The organism is Bradyrhizobium sp. IC4059, assembly GCF_020193615.1.
Lineage (GTDB): Bacteria > Pseudomonadota > Alphaproteobacteria > Rhizobiales > Xanthobacteraceae > Bradyrhizobium > Bradyrhizobium yuanmingense.
Genome location: NZ_JADYVH010000001.1, coordinates 1142107 through 1156621, shown reverse-complemented (window position 1 = coordinate 1156621; position 14515 = coordinate 1142107). Strand labels below are relative to the sequence as shown.

The following is a 14515-nucleotide window of genomic DNA, read 5'->3' as shown; positions in this document are numbered from 1 at the left end:
TCAACCTCTCGCGACGCTGCGCATCGCGGCACGGCTGCCGCGATCGAGCTCGCGCAGCAGCTTGTAGACCTCGCGCTTGCGGGCGTGAAACGCGGCCATATCAGGCGCGGTCGGCTCGCTCTTGCGCCCCAGCGCCGACATCTTGGCCATGGTCTCACCGATCGAGGCATAGGCGCCACCGGCGACCGCCCCTAACATCGCGGCGCCCAGCAGCACCGGCTCCTTCGTCTGCGGCAACGCGACCGTGAGACCGGTGGTATCCGCCATGATCTGCCGCACCAAAGGACTGCGGCTGGCACCGCCACCCATGACCATGATGCTGGAGCGGACCCCATGCGCGGCAAAAGCCTCGATGACCTCCGCAAGCCCGTAGGCAAGACCGCAGAGGCCGGCGACGAACAGCCGTTCCATCGCGGCAATGTCGGTGTCGAGATCAAGGCCCGCGATCACCGCGCGCGTGTCGGGATCGGCATAGGGCGAGCGGTTGCCAATGAATTCCGGCAGCACGTGGACGTCGCGCGCCAGCAGCGCGGCGCGGCTGGCACCGCCGGCGCGCGCGATGATGCGGCGCTCGAGGAAATCGATGAGATCGAGGCCTTCGCTGCGTGCCGCCGCGCTCGCCTCGCCATGGCCGGGATGCGACTTGAGGAGATGATCGATCGCAGCGCCCGCGGCGGACTGCCCGCCTTCATTGAGCCAGAACTCCGGCACCATGCCGGAATAATAGGGACCCCACACGCCCGGCACGAAGCACGGCTCCTTCGTCGTCGCCATGATGCAGGCCGACGTTCCCATGATGTAGGCGAGACGATCGCCGACATCGCTCGGGCCGCCTGCCCCGTCACGGCCGCCGATCGCACCGATGCCGCCGGCATGGGCGTCGATCAGGGAGGCGCCGACCGGGGTGCCGGGAGGAAGGCCGAGCTCGACTGCTGCTGCCGGCGTGAGCCCGACGCCGAGGCGCGTACCGGGCGCAACGATTTCGGTGCCGATGCGCGCGTATTTTTCGGCGACGAAGTCGGACAGGCCGATGCGCTTGAAGAACGGCGCGCTCCAGCCGCCGCCGTCATGGGCGAGATAGTTCCACTTGCAGGTGACGGTGCAGGTCGAGCGCTGCAGCGCGCCGGTCGCCCGCCAGGTCAGATAATCGGCCAGGTCGAAGAAGTGACCGGCGGCATCGAAACTCGCGCGCAGATGCCGCTTCAGCCAGAGCAGCTTCGGCATCTCCATCTCCGGCGAGATCGAGCCGCCGACATAACGCAGCACGGCATCCTCGGTCTCGTTGATCAGCCGCGCTTCGGCCGTGGCGCGATGGTCCATCCAGACGATGACGTTGCGTTGCGCCTCGCCGGAGGTGCTGACGGTGAGCGGCTCGCCTTGCGGATCGAGCACCACGAGGGAACAGGTGGCGTCGAAACCGATGCCGCCGATGCTGCCCGGCGCAATCGCTGCTTCCGCCATCGCCGCGCGCACCGATTTGGCGCAGGCCTGCCAGATGTCCTCCGACGACTGCTCGACGATGTCGCCGGCCTCGTGCCAGATCCTGATCGGATGCCGGGCCGTCGCGAGCAGCGTGCCGGCCTCGTCAAACACCCCTGCCCGCGTGCTCGTGGTCCCCACGTCGACGCCGATATACGCTCGCGGCATGGTCTCTCCCGGTCCGTCCGTTTTGACGGTGAGCCTACCAGCAAGTGTAGCCGCCATCCACCAGCACGATGCTGCCAGTCATCAGGCTCGCGGCCTCGGACGAGAGGAACAGCACGACGGAGGCGATCTCCTCGACCTGCCCCATGCGCGCCATCGGAGTTCCACCGATCCAGGCGTCATACATTTTCGGATTGCTCTTTACGAAGGCGTTGAGCGGCGTCTCGATATAGGTCGGCGCCACCGCGTTGACGCGGATGCCGCGCGCGCCCCATTCGGCGGCCAGCGACTTGGTCAGATGGTGCACGGCGGCCTTGGAGGCGTTGTAGAAGCACTGCTCCTGCGGCTTGTTGACGATGAAGCCGCTCATCGAGCCGACATTGACGATGGCGCCGCTTCCAGCCTTCAACATGTGCTTGCCGAACTCGCGGCAGCACCAGAAGGTGCCGTTGAGATTGACGTCGATGACGTTGAGCCAGTGCTCGTCGGTAACGGTCTCGGCCGGCGTCTCGCTCCGCGCGATGCCGGCATTGTTGACGAGGATGTCGACCTTGCCATGGCGGGCGACGAGATCATTTGCCACCTCCGCCACGCGTGTGGTGTTGGTGACGTCCATGATTGCGGTCTCGATGTCGTAGCCCTTCGCCCTCAGGCTGGCTTTGGCGCCGTCGGCGACCTTGCCGTCGCGGTCGCCGATGATGACCTTCGCGCCGGCCTCGGCCAGCGCCTCCGCGCAGGCGAGGCCGATGCCCTGGCCGCCGCCGGTGATGAACGCGGTCTTGCCGCTCAGCCTGAATTTTTCCAGATACATGGTCGTCTTTCCGTCTTCTTGCCGTTTCTTGTCAGCCCCGAAGAGCGTTGCCGCTCTCGTCGAAGCGGTGAATGCGTGCAGGGTCGGGCATCAGCGACACCCGGTCGCCGGCATGCAGGCTCAATTCGCCGATGTAGCGCGCCGTCAGCATGCCGAGCGCACCGGCGTCGACGTAGAGGAAGGTGTCACTGCCGAGATGCTCGGCCACCGCAATGGTGCCCTGCCAGCCGCCACCGCCGTCACGCTCGATCTTCAGATGCTCCGGCCGGACGCCGATCGTCGCTGCCCCCTTCTGCAAAGCGGGCTCGCCGGTGACGAAATTCATCTTGGGCGAGCCGATGAAGCCGGCGACGAAGAGATTGGCGGGTCGCTCGTAAAGTTCCAGCGGCGAGCCATATTGCTCGATCTTGCCGCCGTTGAGCACGACGATCTTGTCGGCCATGGTCATGGCCTCGACCTGGTCGTGGGTGACGTAGATCGCGGTGGTGCCGAGCTGCTTCTGAAGTCGCGTCACCTCGATGCGCATCTGCACGCGCAGCGCGGCGTCGAGGTTGGAGAGCGGCTCGTCGAACAGGAATGCCTTGGGCTCGCGGACGATGGCGCGGCCGATCGCGACGCGCTGGCGCTGGCCGCCGGAGAGCTCGCGCGGCTTGCGGTCGAGGTAGGGCGTGAGATTCAGCGTCGCGGCGGCCGCCTCGACCTTGCGGTTGATCTCGTCCTTCGGCAAGCCCGCCATCTTGAGGCCGAAGCCGATATTGCCGCGCACGCTCATATGCGGATAGAGCGCGTAGGACTGGAACACCATCGACAGCCCGCGCTTGGCAGGCGGCGTATCGACGACGTTCTTGCCGTCGATCAGGATCTTGCCGCCGCTGACGTCCTCGAGCCCCGCGATCAGCCGCAGCAGCGTGGTCTTGCCGCAGCCGGAGGGACCGACGAACACCACGAAGGAGCCATCGGCGATCTCGAGGTCGGCGCCCTTGATGATGTGCACGGGGCCGAAGGATTTCTGCACGCCCTGAAGTGTGATCTGACCCATGATCCGGCAGCCCCTATTTCACCGCGCCAAAGGTGAGCCCGCGCACGAGCTGCTTCTGGCTGAACCAACCCAGGACGAGAATGGGCGCGATCGCCAGCGTGGACGCCGCCGACAGTTTTGCCCAGAACAGCCCTTCGGGGCTCGAATAGGAGGCGATGAACGTGGTGAGCGGCGCAGCGCTCGAGGTGGACAGGTTCAGCGTCCAGAACGCCTCGTTCCAGGCCAGGATCAGATTGAGCAACAGCGTGGACGCCAGTCCCGGGATCGCCATCGGCGTCAGCACATAGACCAGCTCGCGGCCGATCGTGGCGCCGTCCATGCGCGCGGCCTCTAAGATGTCGCGCGGGATCTCCTTGAAATATGTGAAGAGCATCCAGATGACGATCGGCAGATTCCCGAGGCAGAGGATGAAGACGAGGCCGATGCGGGAATCGAGCAGCCCGAGGCTCTTGTAGATCAGGTAGATCGGCACCAACACGCCGACAGGCGGCATCATCTTGGTCGAGAGCATCCAGAGCAGGATGTCCTTGGTGCGCTTGGTCGGCGAGAACGCCATCGACCAGGCCGCCGGAATGGCGATCAGCAGCGCAATGAGCGTCGAGCCGCCGGCGATGATGATCGAGTTCATCGCGTGGTGCAGATAATCGCTGCGTTCCTGCACGGTGGCGTAGTTTTCCGTGGTCCAGTGGAAGAACAGGAAGGATGGCGGGATTGCGAAGGCCTCGAGCTCGGTCTTGAAGCTCGCCAGCCCCATCCACAGGATGGGAAAGAAGATCAGGAAGCCGAACAGCCAGGCCGCCGCCGTCGATATCATCACCCGCCGCGTCGTCGCCATCCGTGCCATGTCAGGCCTCCAGGTTGCGGCCGACGATGCGGACCAAGAAGAAGGCGACGATGTTGGCGATGACCACCGCGACGAGCCCGCCCGCCGAGGCGCTGCCGACGTCGAACTGGATCAGCGCCTGCGAATAGATCAGGAAGGCGATGTTGGTGGTTTGCAGGCCCGGCCCGCCGCCGGTGGTGACGAAGATCTCGGCGAACACCGTGAGCAGGAAGATGGTCTCGATCAGGATCACCACCGTGATGGGACGCGCGAGGTGCGGCAGCGTGATGTAGATGAAGGTCGAAACGGCGCTGGCGCCGTCCATCTCGGCGGCTTCCTTCTGCTCTTCGTCGAGCGATTGCAGCGCGGTGAGCAGGATCAGGGTCGCGAACGGCAGCCATTGCCAGGTCACGATCAAAATCACCGCAAACAGCGGCACGTCGTTGAACCAATCGATCGGCGTCAGGCCGAACAGCGAGGCGAGCCAGGCGAACAATCCCGACACCGGATGCATCAACAGGTTCTTCCAGACCAGCGCGCTCACCGTCGGCATCACGAAGAACGGGGCGATCACCATCAACCGCACGATATTGCGGCCGATCACGGGTTGGTCCATCAGCAGCGCCAGGGGAATGCCGAGCAGGATGGTCAGCGCCAGCACCGAGCCGACCAGCACCAGCGTGTTCTGAAGCGAGGCGAGGAAGGCAGGATCGGTGAGGAAGTAGCGGAAGTTTTCAAGGCCGACGAACGATTCCGAGCCGGGATCGAGCAGGCTGTAATGCAGCGTCGAGAAGTAGATCGTCAGCGCCAGCGGGACGATCATCCAGATGAACAGCAGTCCGACGGCCGGGGTCAGGAGCGACCGCGCAAGAAGCTGCGTCTGCCGGGTTGCCATTCTTGGCGCTCCGCTCGGAGGAAGAAGGGCGGCCATCCAGCAAGGATGGATGGCCGCAAGTTTGAGCTCAGGGAGAGCCCGGGTTCACTTGATGTAGCCGGCGCGCTTCATCTCGCGCTCGGTAGCGGACTGCGCAGCCGTGAGCGCCGCATCGACCGTCATCGATCCCGCAAGCGCCGCCGAGAACTGCTGGCCCACCTGCGTGCCGATGCCCTGGAATTCAGGGATGGCGGCGTATTGCACGCCGACGTAGGGAACGGGCTTCACCGTCGGCTTGTTGGGATCGGCGGCGTCGATCGAGGCCAGCGTCAGTTTCGCAAACGGCGCGACCTTCAGGTACTCATCGTTCTGGTAGAGCGAGGTACGCGTGCCCGGCGGCACGTTGGCCCAGCCCTCCTTCGAGGCCACCAGCTTGGTGTAGTCCTTGCTGGTGGCCCAGGCGATGAACTTCTCGGCGGCTTCCGTCTTCTTGGAGCCGGCAGGGATTGCGAGATTCCAGGCCCACAGCCAGTTGGCGTTCTTGCCGAGCCCGGTGTTGGGCGCGAGCGCGAAGCCGACCTTGTCGGCGACCTTAGACTCTTTAGGGTTGGTGACGAAGGACGCCGCGACCGTGGCGTCGATCCACATCGCGCATTTGCCGGCGTTGAACAGCGCCAGATTCTCGTTGAAGCCGTTGGAGCTGGCGCCGGGAGGCCCGGCTTCCTTCATCAGGTTGACGTAGGTCGTGAGTGTCGTCTTCCATTCCGGCGTGTTGAACTGCGGCTGCCACTTTTCGTCGAACCAGCGCGCGCCATAGGAATTGGCCATCGCCGAGAGGAACGCCATGTTCTCGCCCCAGCCTGCCTTGCCGCGCAGGCAGATGCCGTAGGTGCCGGCGCTCTTGTCGGTCAGCTTCTTGGCCGCATCGATCACGAAATCCCAGCTCGGCTTTTCCGGCATCTTCAGGCCGGCCTTCTCGAACAGATCGGTGCGGTACATCACCATCGAACTCTCGCCGTAGAACGGCGCGGCGTAGAGCTTGCCGTCGGCGGAGACCGCGTCCTTGATCTTGGGCAGGAGGTCGGCGACGTCGTAATCGGCGCCGAGGTTGGCGAGCGGTACCAGCCAGCCCTTCTTGGCCCAGATCGGCACCTCGTAGGTGCCGATGGTGAGGACATCGAACTGGCCACCCTTGGTGGCGATATCGGTGGTGACGCGCTGGCGCAGCACGTTCTCCTCCAGCGTCACCCATTTCACGGTGATGTCAGGGTTCTTCTTGGTGAACTCACCCGTCAGCCCCTGCATGCGGATCATGTCGCCATTGTTGACGGTGGCGATCGTCAGGGTCGTTTCGGCCATCGCCGGGACGGCCAGTAGCAGGCAAGACGCGCCGCAGACGGCGCCCAGGACATGTTTCACGGTGACCTCCCCTCAATTCGCGTTTTGGGCATATGCCCACGCGTTGGGCGTATGTTCAGCGCAAGGGCGGCACGTTGTCAAGCAGGCGCGTGGGCATTCCAGCAACTTGTGAGTGCTGCGGTGCGGGAAGGATGGGGAGGTTTTGCTTCACCCACGGCTGTCGTGCTCCGCGAACGCGGAGCATCCAGTGTGGTAGGCACGCGAAGCGTGAGCGCTTTACCGCTCCAGAATCGCTCTTGCCGTCGCCTCGTCCGTGATCAATCCGTTGATCAGCCCGCCGCTCAGCGCGGCTGCAATCGCCGCCACCTTGGCTGCGCCCACCGCCGCACCGATGGTCGTGGTCTTCGCCGGCACTTCCGGCGGAATGCTGGTGAGGCGCTTGTTGGTGCCGGCCTTGAGCAGGCGCCCCTTGGCGTCATAGGCCCAGCCGGTGATCTCGCCGATGGCGCCAAGCCGCATCATCTCGAACAATTCGTCGCGGGTGACGAAGCCGTCGACGTGCACCTGCGCCTTCTGATCCATCTGGCCGATGCCGACGAGGCGCAAGTCAGCCCTTGCCGCGACCGCCTTCACCTTCGCGATCGGCTCGATGCGCACCATCCTGTTGCGCTCGTCTTCCGACGACATCAGGAACGGCAGCGGCATCGGATAGTGCCGCGCGCCGGTGCGGTCGGCGAGCCGGCCGACGGTGTCGTAGAAGCTCGCCGAGCCGTCGGCGGAGATATTGCCGACCAGCGAGACGATCTGGTGATTGGGCCGCTCGATCGGCGTGACGCGCTCGACGGCGGCACGCACCGCCCGGCCCGTGCCGAGCGCGACGATCACGGGCGTCTCCGAACGCAGCGTGGAATCGAGCAAATTGGCGCAGCGCTCGGCGATTCCAGCCACCGCCTGCGGCGCGGCCGGATCGGCCGGCACCACCTCGCAATGAACGAGGTCGAACCGTTGCTTCAAGCGCGCCGCCAGCTCCATGCAGGCTGCGATGGGGTGCTCGAGCCGGAAGGTGATGAGCCGCTCGGCGAGGCACAACGAGACCAGCCGCTGCGCCGAAGCCCGCGACACCTGAAGCATCTTTGCGATCTCGTCCTGTGTGTGACCGGCAATGAAATAGAGCCAGCCGGCGCGCGCGGCGTCGTCGAGTCTCGACTTGTCGTTCTCGGCGGCCATGCGCGCTCACACCTCCCAGAGATCGCTCATATGTGTAAAGACCCGATCGGCCCCGGCGGCCGATAATATAGCCCGGCCATCGCGGCTGCGATAATGGCCGCCGCCGACAAATCCCCAGACGGTCATGCCGGCCGCCTTACCCGCCTGCACGCCGCTGACGCTATCCTCGATCACCAGCGTGCGCGATGGCGGCGTGCGCATGCTCTCGGCCGCATGAAGAAAGAGATCAGGCGCCGGCTTGCCGTGCCTGACCATCTGCGCGGTGTAGATCCGATCGCCGAAATATGCCCGAAGACTGGTGACGTCGAGCGAGAGCGAGACGCGGTCGAGATCGCTCGACGAGGCCACGCAGAACGGCACGGTCAGTCCGGAGATCGCCGCCTCCACCCCGGGAATCGGCGCGAGCGAGGCGGCAAAATTCTCCAGCACACGCGACTTCAGTCGGGGCGGGAAGGCGTCCGTCAGCGAGTGCCCGAGATCGCGATAATGCTGCTCGACGGCCTTGGTGCTGCGTCCGAGAAACAGCTCGAGCGCCTGCTCCTCGCTGAGCACGAGACCGAATTCCGCCAGGACCTCGGACAGGCAGCGGCAGCTCAAGAGTTCGCTGTCGACGAGCACACCATCACAGTCGAAGATGATCAGATCGGGATTTGGCCGGCCCTGCTCCATCCGGCCATTCGATCATATACCCAAGCCTTGAGCAATAGCCCAACGCCCAGTTGCATGAACCGCATCAGTGTGCCACCTGCCGGTAGATCGCCGGCAGTGCCGCGGGCAATCGTTTGATGTTGCCGACGATCGCATAGCCGCTGCGCCCGAACAGGGCCGGAAAATAGGATTGCGCCCCCGCGTCGATCGTTACGCCGAACACCGTGATCCCGAGCCGGCGCGCTTCCTGCACGGACTTTCTGGTGTCTTCGACCGCAAAGCGCCCTTCATAGTGGTCGACGTCGTTCGGTTTGCCGTCGGTGAGGACGAGCAGCAGCTTCTTGCGCTGCGGCTGGCGTGCAAGCTCGGCGGCGGCATGCCGTACCGCCGCACCGATCCGCGTGTAATAGCCGGGCTTGAGCGCGCCAATGCAGCGCTCGACCACGTCACTCATCGGCTCGCCGAACGCCTTAACCGTCTCGAGCCGCACCCAGGAGCGCCGGCGCGAGGTGAAGGTCAGGATGTTGTGGTGATCGCCGCAGGCGGATAGGCCGTGGGCAAGCACGAGCAGCGCCTCCTTCTCGACGTCGAGCACGCGGTAGCCATTGGCCCAGGCGTCCGTGGAGAGCGAGACGTCGACCAGCAGCGTGACAGCGAGATCGTGACCTTGCGGGCGCATCGCCAAATGGACGCGATCAAGACCGCTGCTGCTGCCGGCGCGGAGATCGCACCGCGCACGCACCAGCGCGTCTAGATCCAGATCATGCCCGTCGGCCTGAGCCCGCATCAACTCATGGCGCGGCCGCAGGACCTCGAAGCGGCGGCGCACCTGGCGGATGTGCCGGCGCATGGTCTCGTTGGGCGTCCAGCTTTCCCCATTCTCGGGGGCGGCAGATGCGAGTACGCGGCAATGATCCGGCAAATAGGAGCCGCTGCGATAATCCCACTCCGGATAGGTCAGGTCCGCAGTCAAGCGCGAGGCACCGAGGGCCTCCGGCGGGAGGTCGAGATCAAACTTGAACCGGCCCGCCGGCTTGCCGCTGCGGCGGCTGAGCGTTATCTCCTCGAGATCGTCCGCCGCCTTCTGCGCATCCTCCTCCTCACTGTCATCGGTGGGGCGGTCGACATTGACCATCTCGGCCATCGCGAGAATTTTCTCGAAGCGGTTGAGTACGAAGGGATCGCGGCGATTGGCGCCGTCCTCGCGCTCGCGCACGGCAAAGTGCTTGCGATTGTCCTCGCTCGCGGCCTCCGCACCATCGGCGCATTCATCCACGCCCGCATGCGCAGGCGACAGCTCGCGGGTCCAGCAATCGCCCCACAGCGGGCACGGAAGCATCGAGCGATAGCCAGGCGGCGCCTTGACCAGCAGCGGCTCCGTTCCTATCATCGCGGGCCACAGCTTGCCCGCAGGCGCCTTTCCGGTTCCGAGTAGCCCCAGCACGATCTGCTCGACCTCCTGCTCGATGCGCGGCAAGGGGCGACGCGGCCTGGCTTCGGCAGTTGCTGCGGCGAGTTGCGCATAGTCGTCGACGAGGCCGGGAAATTGCGCGAGCACGAAGACCGCCGTCTCGCTGGCCCGGCGCAACACCAGAAGATCCCGCCGCAGCGGATCGGATTCGGTGATGGTTTCGATCGGCGCGGCTGCGAACCATGTCGCGAGCCAGCGATAGAGCGCTGCATTCAGCGCGTTGTCGGGAAAGATCGCGATGCTTTCAGGAAGGAAGATGGAGGTGGCATCGCGGCCCGGCTGCTCCAGGCGCTCGTCACCGAGACCGATGCGTTGCCGCCAGCCGAGCCGATGCCCGGACTTGCGCGCGCCGGCACCGGCGATCTGCACACCCGCCTCACCGCCCAGCGCGCGGAACATCACCGCGAGCCTGTTTCTCATTTCCGCAAGCGAGACCGCATGCTCGGCATGAACCGGATAGCTGGCAGTGCCACCGACCATGCGGTGCCAGGCGCGGCCGACGGTCTCTTCCAGTTCGAGGAAATCGAGCATCGGAGCCGCCTCAGCCGATCACGGCACGCGCGACGTCCAGCAGCGCCGCCTTGACATCGGCATCGTCGGTCAGCGGCTCGATCATGCCAGCGAGCACGGCATCGGCCGTCGGCATGCCGGCCGCAATCAGGGTCGCGCAATAGACGACGAGCCGGGTCGAGACACCCTCCTCCAGGTCGTGGCCCTTCAGCGCGCGCAGCCGGCCAGCCAGCCCGACCAGCGGCCGCACGCGCTCCGGCGATAGTCCGCTCTCGGCGGCGACCACCGCAATCTCCTGCTCCGGCGGCAGGAAGCCGAACTCGATCGCGACAAAGCGCTGCCGCGTCGACGGCTTGAGCGCCTTGAGCAGCGTCTGATAGCCTGGATTGTAGGAGACGACGAGCATGAAGCTGTTCGGCGCAGCAAGCTGCTCGCCGGTACGCTCCAGAGGCAGGATGCGGCGATCGTCGGTCAGGGGATGCAGCACCACCGTTACGTCCTTGCGCGCCTCCACGACCTCGTCGAGATAGCAGATGCCGCCCTCGCGCACCGCCCGCGTCAACGGGCCATCGCTCCACACGGTATCGCCGCCCCTGAGCAGATAGCGGCCGGTGAGATCGGCCGCGGTGAGATCGTCGTGGCAGGCGACGGTGTGCAGCGGCAATCCCAGCCGCGCCGCCATATGCGTGACGAAGCGCGTCTTGCCGCAGCCGGTCGGCCCCTTCAGCAGCACCGGCAGCTGATTGCGCCAAGCGTGCTCGAACAGCGCGCATTCGTTGCCACTGGCAATATAGGCGGGCGGCTGAGGTTCGGGCTTCGCCACGGCGAGAAGTGCTGCATTCATGGTCTTTCTCCGGAATTCACATAGTGACGGCGGCCGCAGCGAGCCACGGCCGCCTTTGGGCGCTCACTCGGCCGGCTGCAACGCGCCGGGGATGACCGGCTGACGGGCGCGACCGGGCACAAGCACGGCCCACACGAACATCAGCGCGGAGATCGCGACGAACACGCCGGACCCCAGCCGGACCCAGTAAAACATCGCGAGTTGGTCCTGCACGTCCATGTAGCCCTGGCCGAGCACGCGCTGGAGATGGACCTGGACCACGCCGGCGAAGGTCAGCGCGAAGGTCATCACCATCATGGCGGTGCACATGATCCAGAAGCTCGCCATGGAGAGCCATTGATTGTAGGGCGCACGCCCTCTGATCTGTGGGATCGCATAGGCCATCACGGACAGGTTCAGCATCACATAGGCGCCGAAGAAGGCGAGATGGCCGTGCGCGGCGGTAACCTGGGTGCCGTGGGTGTAGTAGTTGACCGAGGACAGGGTGTGCAGGAAACCCCAGACACCGGCGCCGAGGAACGCCATGACCGAGCAGCCGACCGACCACAACAATGCAGCGCGGTTCGGGTGCTTGCGGCCGGCCTTCCAGGTCATCTGCACCGTGAAGATCACCATGGTGAAGAACGGCGCGACCTCGAGCGTGGAGAACAGCGAGCCGATCCACTGCCAGTAACCGGGCGCGCCGATCCAGTAGAAATGATGGCCGGTGCCGAGGATGCCGGAGAACAGCGCCAGCCCGATGATGACGTAGAGCCACTTCTCGACCACTTCGCGGTCGATGCCGTTGAGCTTGATCATGAGATAAGCGAGCACGGAGGCCATGATCAGCTCCCAGACGCCCTCGACCCAGAGATGAACAACATACCACCAGTACATCTTGTCGACCGCGAGATTTACCGGGTTGTAAAAGGCGAACAGGAAGAAGATCGCAACGCCCCACAGCCCGAATAGCAGGATGTTAGTGATCGTGGTCTTACGGCCCTTCAGCGCCGTCATGGTGACGTTGAACAGGAACATCAGGCAGACGACGACGATGCCGACCTTGATGATGAAGGGCTGTTCGAGGAATTCGCGGCCCTCGTGGTATTGGAAGAGATAACCGACCACAGCTACACCCGCAGCACCGAAAAACATCCAGAACTGGATCTTGGCCAGCAGCGGGCTGTAGAGCTCTGTCTCGGTTTCCTCGGGCAGCAGGAAGTAGGTCGCGCCCATGAAGCCGATCAACGACCACACGATCAGCGCGTTGGTGTGGATCATCCTGACGACGTTGAACGGCAGCAGGGTCGACAGCGTGTTGGGCAGGACGTAGATCGTTCCAGCGACGAGGCCGAATAGGACCTGCGCCACGAACAGGGTCAGCGCGCCGTAGAAATACAGCATCGCGACTTTCTGGGTCTGATATTTCATCTCAGGCTCTCTGTCTTGAGGGATTTCAGGAAGCGATGCGCTCAGCCCGCCTTGTTCGGCGGCCACTCTTGGCGCTTGATCTTGCTGGTCCATTGCAGGAAGTCGGCGAGATCATCGAGCTCCTGGTCGGTGAGGTTGAATTGAGGCATCTGCCGGCGGCCCGGTGCGCCCGAAGGCTGCGACTGCATCCAGGCCTTCAATGTCTCGCGCGCGGCGGCCGGATCCTCGTTGCCACCCCAGCGATCCCAGACATTGCCGACTTCAGGCGCAAAGTAGGCGCCCTCGCCCAGCAGGGTATGACAGTTGATGCAAGAATTCTTCTCCCAGACGTGCTTGCCGCGGGCAACCGAAGACGTCAGCGTGGCTGCGTCGGTCGATGTCGTGGCCATGTAGTAATGGCTGTGCGCCGTTAGCCCTATGAAGATGGCGAAGAAAAAGGCCGAGCCGCCGTAGAAGACGTTTCGAGCGGCCGACTTGGTCAGGCGTTCAGCCATTGCCAATCCTTTCCGGTTGATTCCTGCGAAATTGCGATGGTGTGATTTATTGCCGCTTTGCCCGGCCCGTTCTTTGTCAGGGCGCAATGAGCGCGTCAGATCAGGGCGACGAGCGCCGAGGCGAGCCAGGCAAGCAGCAGCACGATGAGGATCCAGCTCGCGACGAGACCGCGCCAGAGTGCGAGGACGGCGCGAAGATCCATGAAGTCGAGCGCGATGCGATGCCCCTTGAGCGCGGCGAAGGCAAGCAGCAGAGCGTTGCCGAGCAGCGCCCGTGGTATCAGCGGCGGCAGCAGGACGGTCGCAAGCGCAAGGCCGATCAAGGCGATCCAGGTGACGTCGACACGATCTGGCATCGTCATTTCACCAGATACAGGATCGGGAACATCACGATCCAGACCAGATCGACCATGTGCCAGAAGGCCGTTCCCGTCTCGACGCCTGATATCCCGGCTCGGCGGCAGACCACGGCGAGAATGATGATGCCGAGGCCAACGTGCAGGAGATGAAAGCCGGTCAGCAGGAAGTAGAGCGTGAAGAAGGGATTGGTCTCAAGCCCGACCCCGCGCCCGGTTTCTTCGGCGTACTCTGCGAGCTTGATCGCGATGAAAAGGCAGCCGAGCGCCATGGCGCCGAGAAGCCAGTATCGTGTCGTTGCCCGTTGTCCATTCCGCACGGCCTTGGTCGCCCGGGCCGCCGCCCAGCCGCTGGTCACCAGCACGACGGTATTGAGGCCGGCGAGATGCGAATCGAGCGTGGCCTGCCCGGCCGCGAACATCGCGGGGTGAATCGCGCGGGCGACAGAGAAGGCGCCGAGGAGCAGGCCGAAGGCGACGAGTTCGCTGAAGATCAGCACCCAGATCATGGGATCGCCGGGGAGATCCTGCAGGATTCCCCAGCCTGTTTCCTGCTGTTCGCACTCGGCCGTCGACATCGTCTTTCCGGATCAGGACACCGGTCAGACTTAGCTCGGCCACCCGGTTCCGAATTTGTTGCCGGACAAACTGGAGGACTGCAGGGCTCCTGTTTGCGCCGACACAACGTTCAGCCAGCCGTTTCGCGGTACGAACCGGCTCAGAGCTTCACGGAGCGCCGGACGATCCCATGAGCGATGCACAGATCGGGCTGATGACCGCAACACCCATCATCATTGCCTTCGCCATCGCGCTCAGGCGCATGGGCGTGCTGTCGACGGTGGGAACCGTATCGGCGGTGGGGCTCTCGATCGGGATCGCGACCGTGCTGTTCACGACGCAATCACCGCTGCCGTAGTGCTTAGGACCGTAGCCCGGATGCAGCGCAGCGCAATCCGGGAAATCTCACCAAGCGCAGAGACCCGGATTACGCTGCGCTGCATCCGG

Annotated in this window: 15 protein-coding genes; 1 reads left to right on the top strand and 14 read right to left on the bottom strand. The window is 64.6% G+C overall.

From position 1 onward, the window contains the following. From I6F12_RS05310 to I6F12_RS05245, 14 genes are all read right to left on the bottom strand, one after another. Nucleotides 1-1647: an FGGY-family carbohydrate kinase gene (locus tag I6F12_RS05310; protein WP_225155653.1), complete on the bottom strand. Its 1647-nt coding sequence runs from the start codon at nucleotides 1645-1647 to the stop codon at nucleotides 1-3. A gap of 34 nt (nucleotides 1648-1681) precedes the next feature. Next, on the bottom strand, nucleotides 1682-2455 hold the full coding sequence (locus I6F12_RS05305) for an SDR family oxidoreductase (protein ID WP_036023419.1): 774 nt from the start codon (nucleotides 2453-2455) through the stop codon (nucleotides 1682-1684). Nucleotides 2456-2486: 31 nt separating this feature from the next. Further along, on the bottom strand, nucleotides 2487-3494 hold the full coding sequence (locus I6F12_RS05300) for an ABC transporter ATP-binding protein (RefSeq protein ID WP_036005503.1): 1008 nt from the start codon (nucleotides 3492-3494) through the stop codon (nucleotides 2487-2489). A gap of 13 nt (nucleotides 3495-3507) precedes the next feature. After that, entirely contained in the window at nucleotides 3508-4338 is an 831-nt protein-coding gene (locus I6F12_RS05295) for a carbohydrate ABC transporter permease (protein ID WP_036005504.1), read from the bottom strand. Between the two features lies 1 nt (nucleotide 4339). Then, nucleotides 4340-5212: a sugar ABC transporter permease gene (locus I6F12_RS05290; protein ID WP_057030030.1), complete on the bottom strand. Its 873-nt coding sequence runs from the start codon at nucleotides 5210-5212 to the stop codon at nucleotides 4340-4342. An 84-nt stretch (nucleotides 5213-5296) separates the two neighbouring features. Then, nucleotides 5297-6610: a sugar ABC transporter substrate-binding protein gene (locus I6F12_RS05285; protein WP_225155652.1), complete on the bottom strand. Its 1314-nt coding sequence runs from the start codon at nucleotides 6608-6610 to the stop codon at nucleotides 5297-5299. Between the two features lie 216 nt (nucleotides 6611-6826). Beyond that, complete coding sequence (locus I6F12_RS05280) at nucleotides 6827-7777, bottom strand: sugar-binding domain-containing protein (RefSeq protein WP_057030032.1); 951 nt, start codon at nucleotides 7775-7777, stop codon at nucleotides 6827-6829. A gap of 6 nt (nucleotides 7778-7783) precedes the next feature. Next, nucleotides 7784-8446, bottom strand: coding sequence for an HAD family hydrolase (locus I6F12_RS05275; protein WP_225111795.1), 663 nt, complete (start codon nucleotides 8444-8446; stop codon nucleotides 7784-7786). Nucleotides 8447-8510: 64 nt separating this feature from the next. Beyond that, nucleotides 8511-10427: a VWA domain-containing protein gene (locus I6F12_RS05270; RefSeq protein WP_225155651.1), complete on the bottom strand. Its 1917-nt coding sequence runs from the start codon at nucleotides 10425-10427 to the stop codon at nucleotides 8511-8513. A 10-nt stretch (nucleotides 10428-10437) separates the two neighbouring features. Continuing rightward, nucleotides 10438-11250 (bottom strand): CbbQ/NirQ/NorQ/GpvN family protein, encoded by an 813-nt coding sequence (locus tag I6F12_RS05265; protein ID WP_225133530.1) that lies wholly within the window; start codon nucleotides 11248-11250, stop codon nucleotides 10438-10440. A 63-nt stretch (nucleotides 11251-11313) separates the two neighbouring features. Continuing rightward, nucleotides 11314-12660 carry a cbb3-type cytochrome c oxidase subunit I gene (locus I6F12_RS05260; RefSeq protein WP_036023400.1) on the bottom strand — a complete coding sequence of 449 codons (1347 nt, stop codon included), beginning with the start codon at nucleotides 12658-12660 and terminating at the stop codon, nucleotides 11314-11316. A 41-nt stretch (nucleotides 12661-12701) separates the two neighbouring features. Further along, nucleotides 12702-13154, bottom strand: coding sequence for a cytochrome c (locus I6F12_RS05255; RefSeq protein ID WP_036005521.1), 453 nt, complete (start codon nucleotides 13152-13154; stop codon nucleotides 12702-12704). Nucleotides 13155-13249: 95 nt separating this feature from the next. After that, nucleotides 13250-13510 carry a cytochrome C oxidase subunit IV family protein gene (locus I6F12_RS05250; RefSeq protein ID WP_225155650.1) on the bottom strand — a complete coding sequence of 87 codons (261 nt, stop codon included), beginning with the start codon at nucleotides 13508-13510 and terminating at the stop codon, nucleotides 13250-13252. 2 nt (nucleotides 13511-13512) lie between these two features. Next, entirely contained in the window at nucleotides 13513-14088 is a 576-nt protein-coding gene (locus I6F12_RS05245) for a cytochrome c oxidase subunit 3 family protein (protein WP_225111792.1), read from the bottom strand. Nucleotides 14089-14258: 170 nt separating this feature from the next. Between I6F12_RS05245 and I6F12_RS05240 the strand changes: the two genes are divergently transcribed. Next, a complete protein-coding gene (locus I6F12_RS05240) occupies nucleotides 14259-14426 on the top strand; it encodes a hypothetical protein (protein ID WP_085974376.1) in 168 nt (55 codons plus the stop codon). The last annotated feature ends 89 nt before the right edge of the window (nucleotides 14427-14515 follow it).

Excerpts from the sequence above, each read along its gene's own strand:
- I6F12_RS05295 (WP_036005504.1), bottom strand. The coding sequence starts at position 4,338 with ATGGCACGGATGGCGACGACGCGGCGGGTGATGATATCGACGGCGGCG.
- I6F12_RS05300 (WP_036005503.1), bottom strand. The coding sequence starts at position 3,494 with ATGGGTCAGATCACACTTCAGGGCGTGCAGAAATCCTTCGGCCCCGTG.
- I6F12_RS05280 (WP_057030032.1), bottom strand. The coding sequence starts at position 7,777 with ATGGCCGCCGAGAACGACAAGTCGAGACTCGACGACGCCGCGCGCGCC.
- I6F12_RS05260 (WP_036023400.1), bottom strand. The coding sequence starts at position 12,660 with ATGAAATATCAGACCCAGAAAGTCGCGATGCTGTATTTCTACGGCGCG.
- I6F12_RS05290 (WP_057030030.1), bottom strand. The coding sequence starts at position 5,212 with ATGGCAACCCGGCAGACGCAGCTTCTTGCGCGGTCGCTCCTGACCCCG.
- I6F12_RS05310 (WP_225155653.1), bottom strand. The coding sequence starts at position 1,647 with ATGCCGCGAGCGTATATCGGCGTCGACGTGGGGACCACGAGCACGCGG.
- I6F12_RS05250 (WP_225155650.1), bottom strand. The coding sequence starts at position 13,510 with ATGCCAGATCGTGTCGACGTCACCTGGATCGCCTTGATCGGCCTTGCG.
- I6F12_RS05245 (WP_225111792.1), bottom strand. The coding sequence starts at position 14,088 with ATGTCGACGGCCGAGTGCGAACAGCAGGAAACAGGCTGGGGAATCCTG.
- I6F12_RS05255 (WP_036005521.1), bottom strand. The coding sequence starts at position 13,154 with ATGGCTGAACGCCTGACCAAGTCGGCCGCTCGAAACGTCTTCTACGGC.
- I6F12_RS05240 (WP_085974376.1), top strand. The coding sequence starts at position 14,259 with ATGAGCGATGCACAGATCGGGCTGATGACCGCAACACCCATCATCATT.
- I6F12_RS05265 (WP_225133530.1), bottom strand. The coding sequence starts at position 11,250 with ATGAATGCAGCACTTCTCGCCGTGGCGAAGCCCGAACCTCAGCCGCCC.
- I6F12_RS05305 (WP_036023419.1), bottom strand. The coding sequence starts at position 2,455 with ATGTATCTGGAAAAATTCAGGCTGAGCGGCAAGACCGCGTTCATCACC.
- I6F12_RS05275 (WP_225111795.1), bottom strand. The coding sequence starts at position 8,446 with ATGGAGCAGGGCCGGCCAAATCCCGATCTGATCATCTTCGACTGTGAT.
- I6F12_RS05270 (WP_225155651.1), bottom strand. The coding sequence starts at position 10,427 with ATGCTCGATTTCCTCGAACTGGAAGAGACCGTCGGCCGCGCCTGGCAC.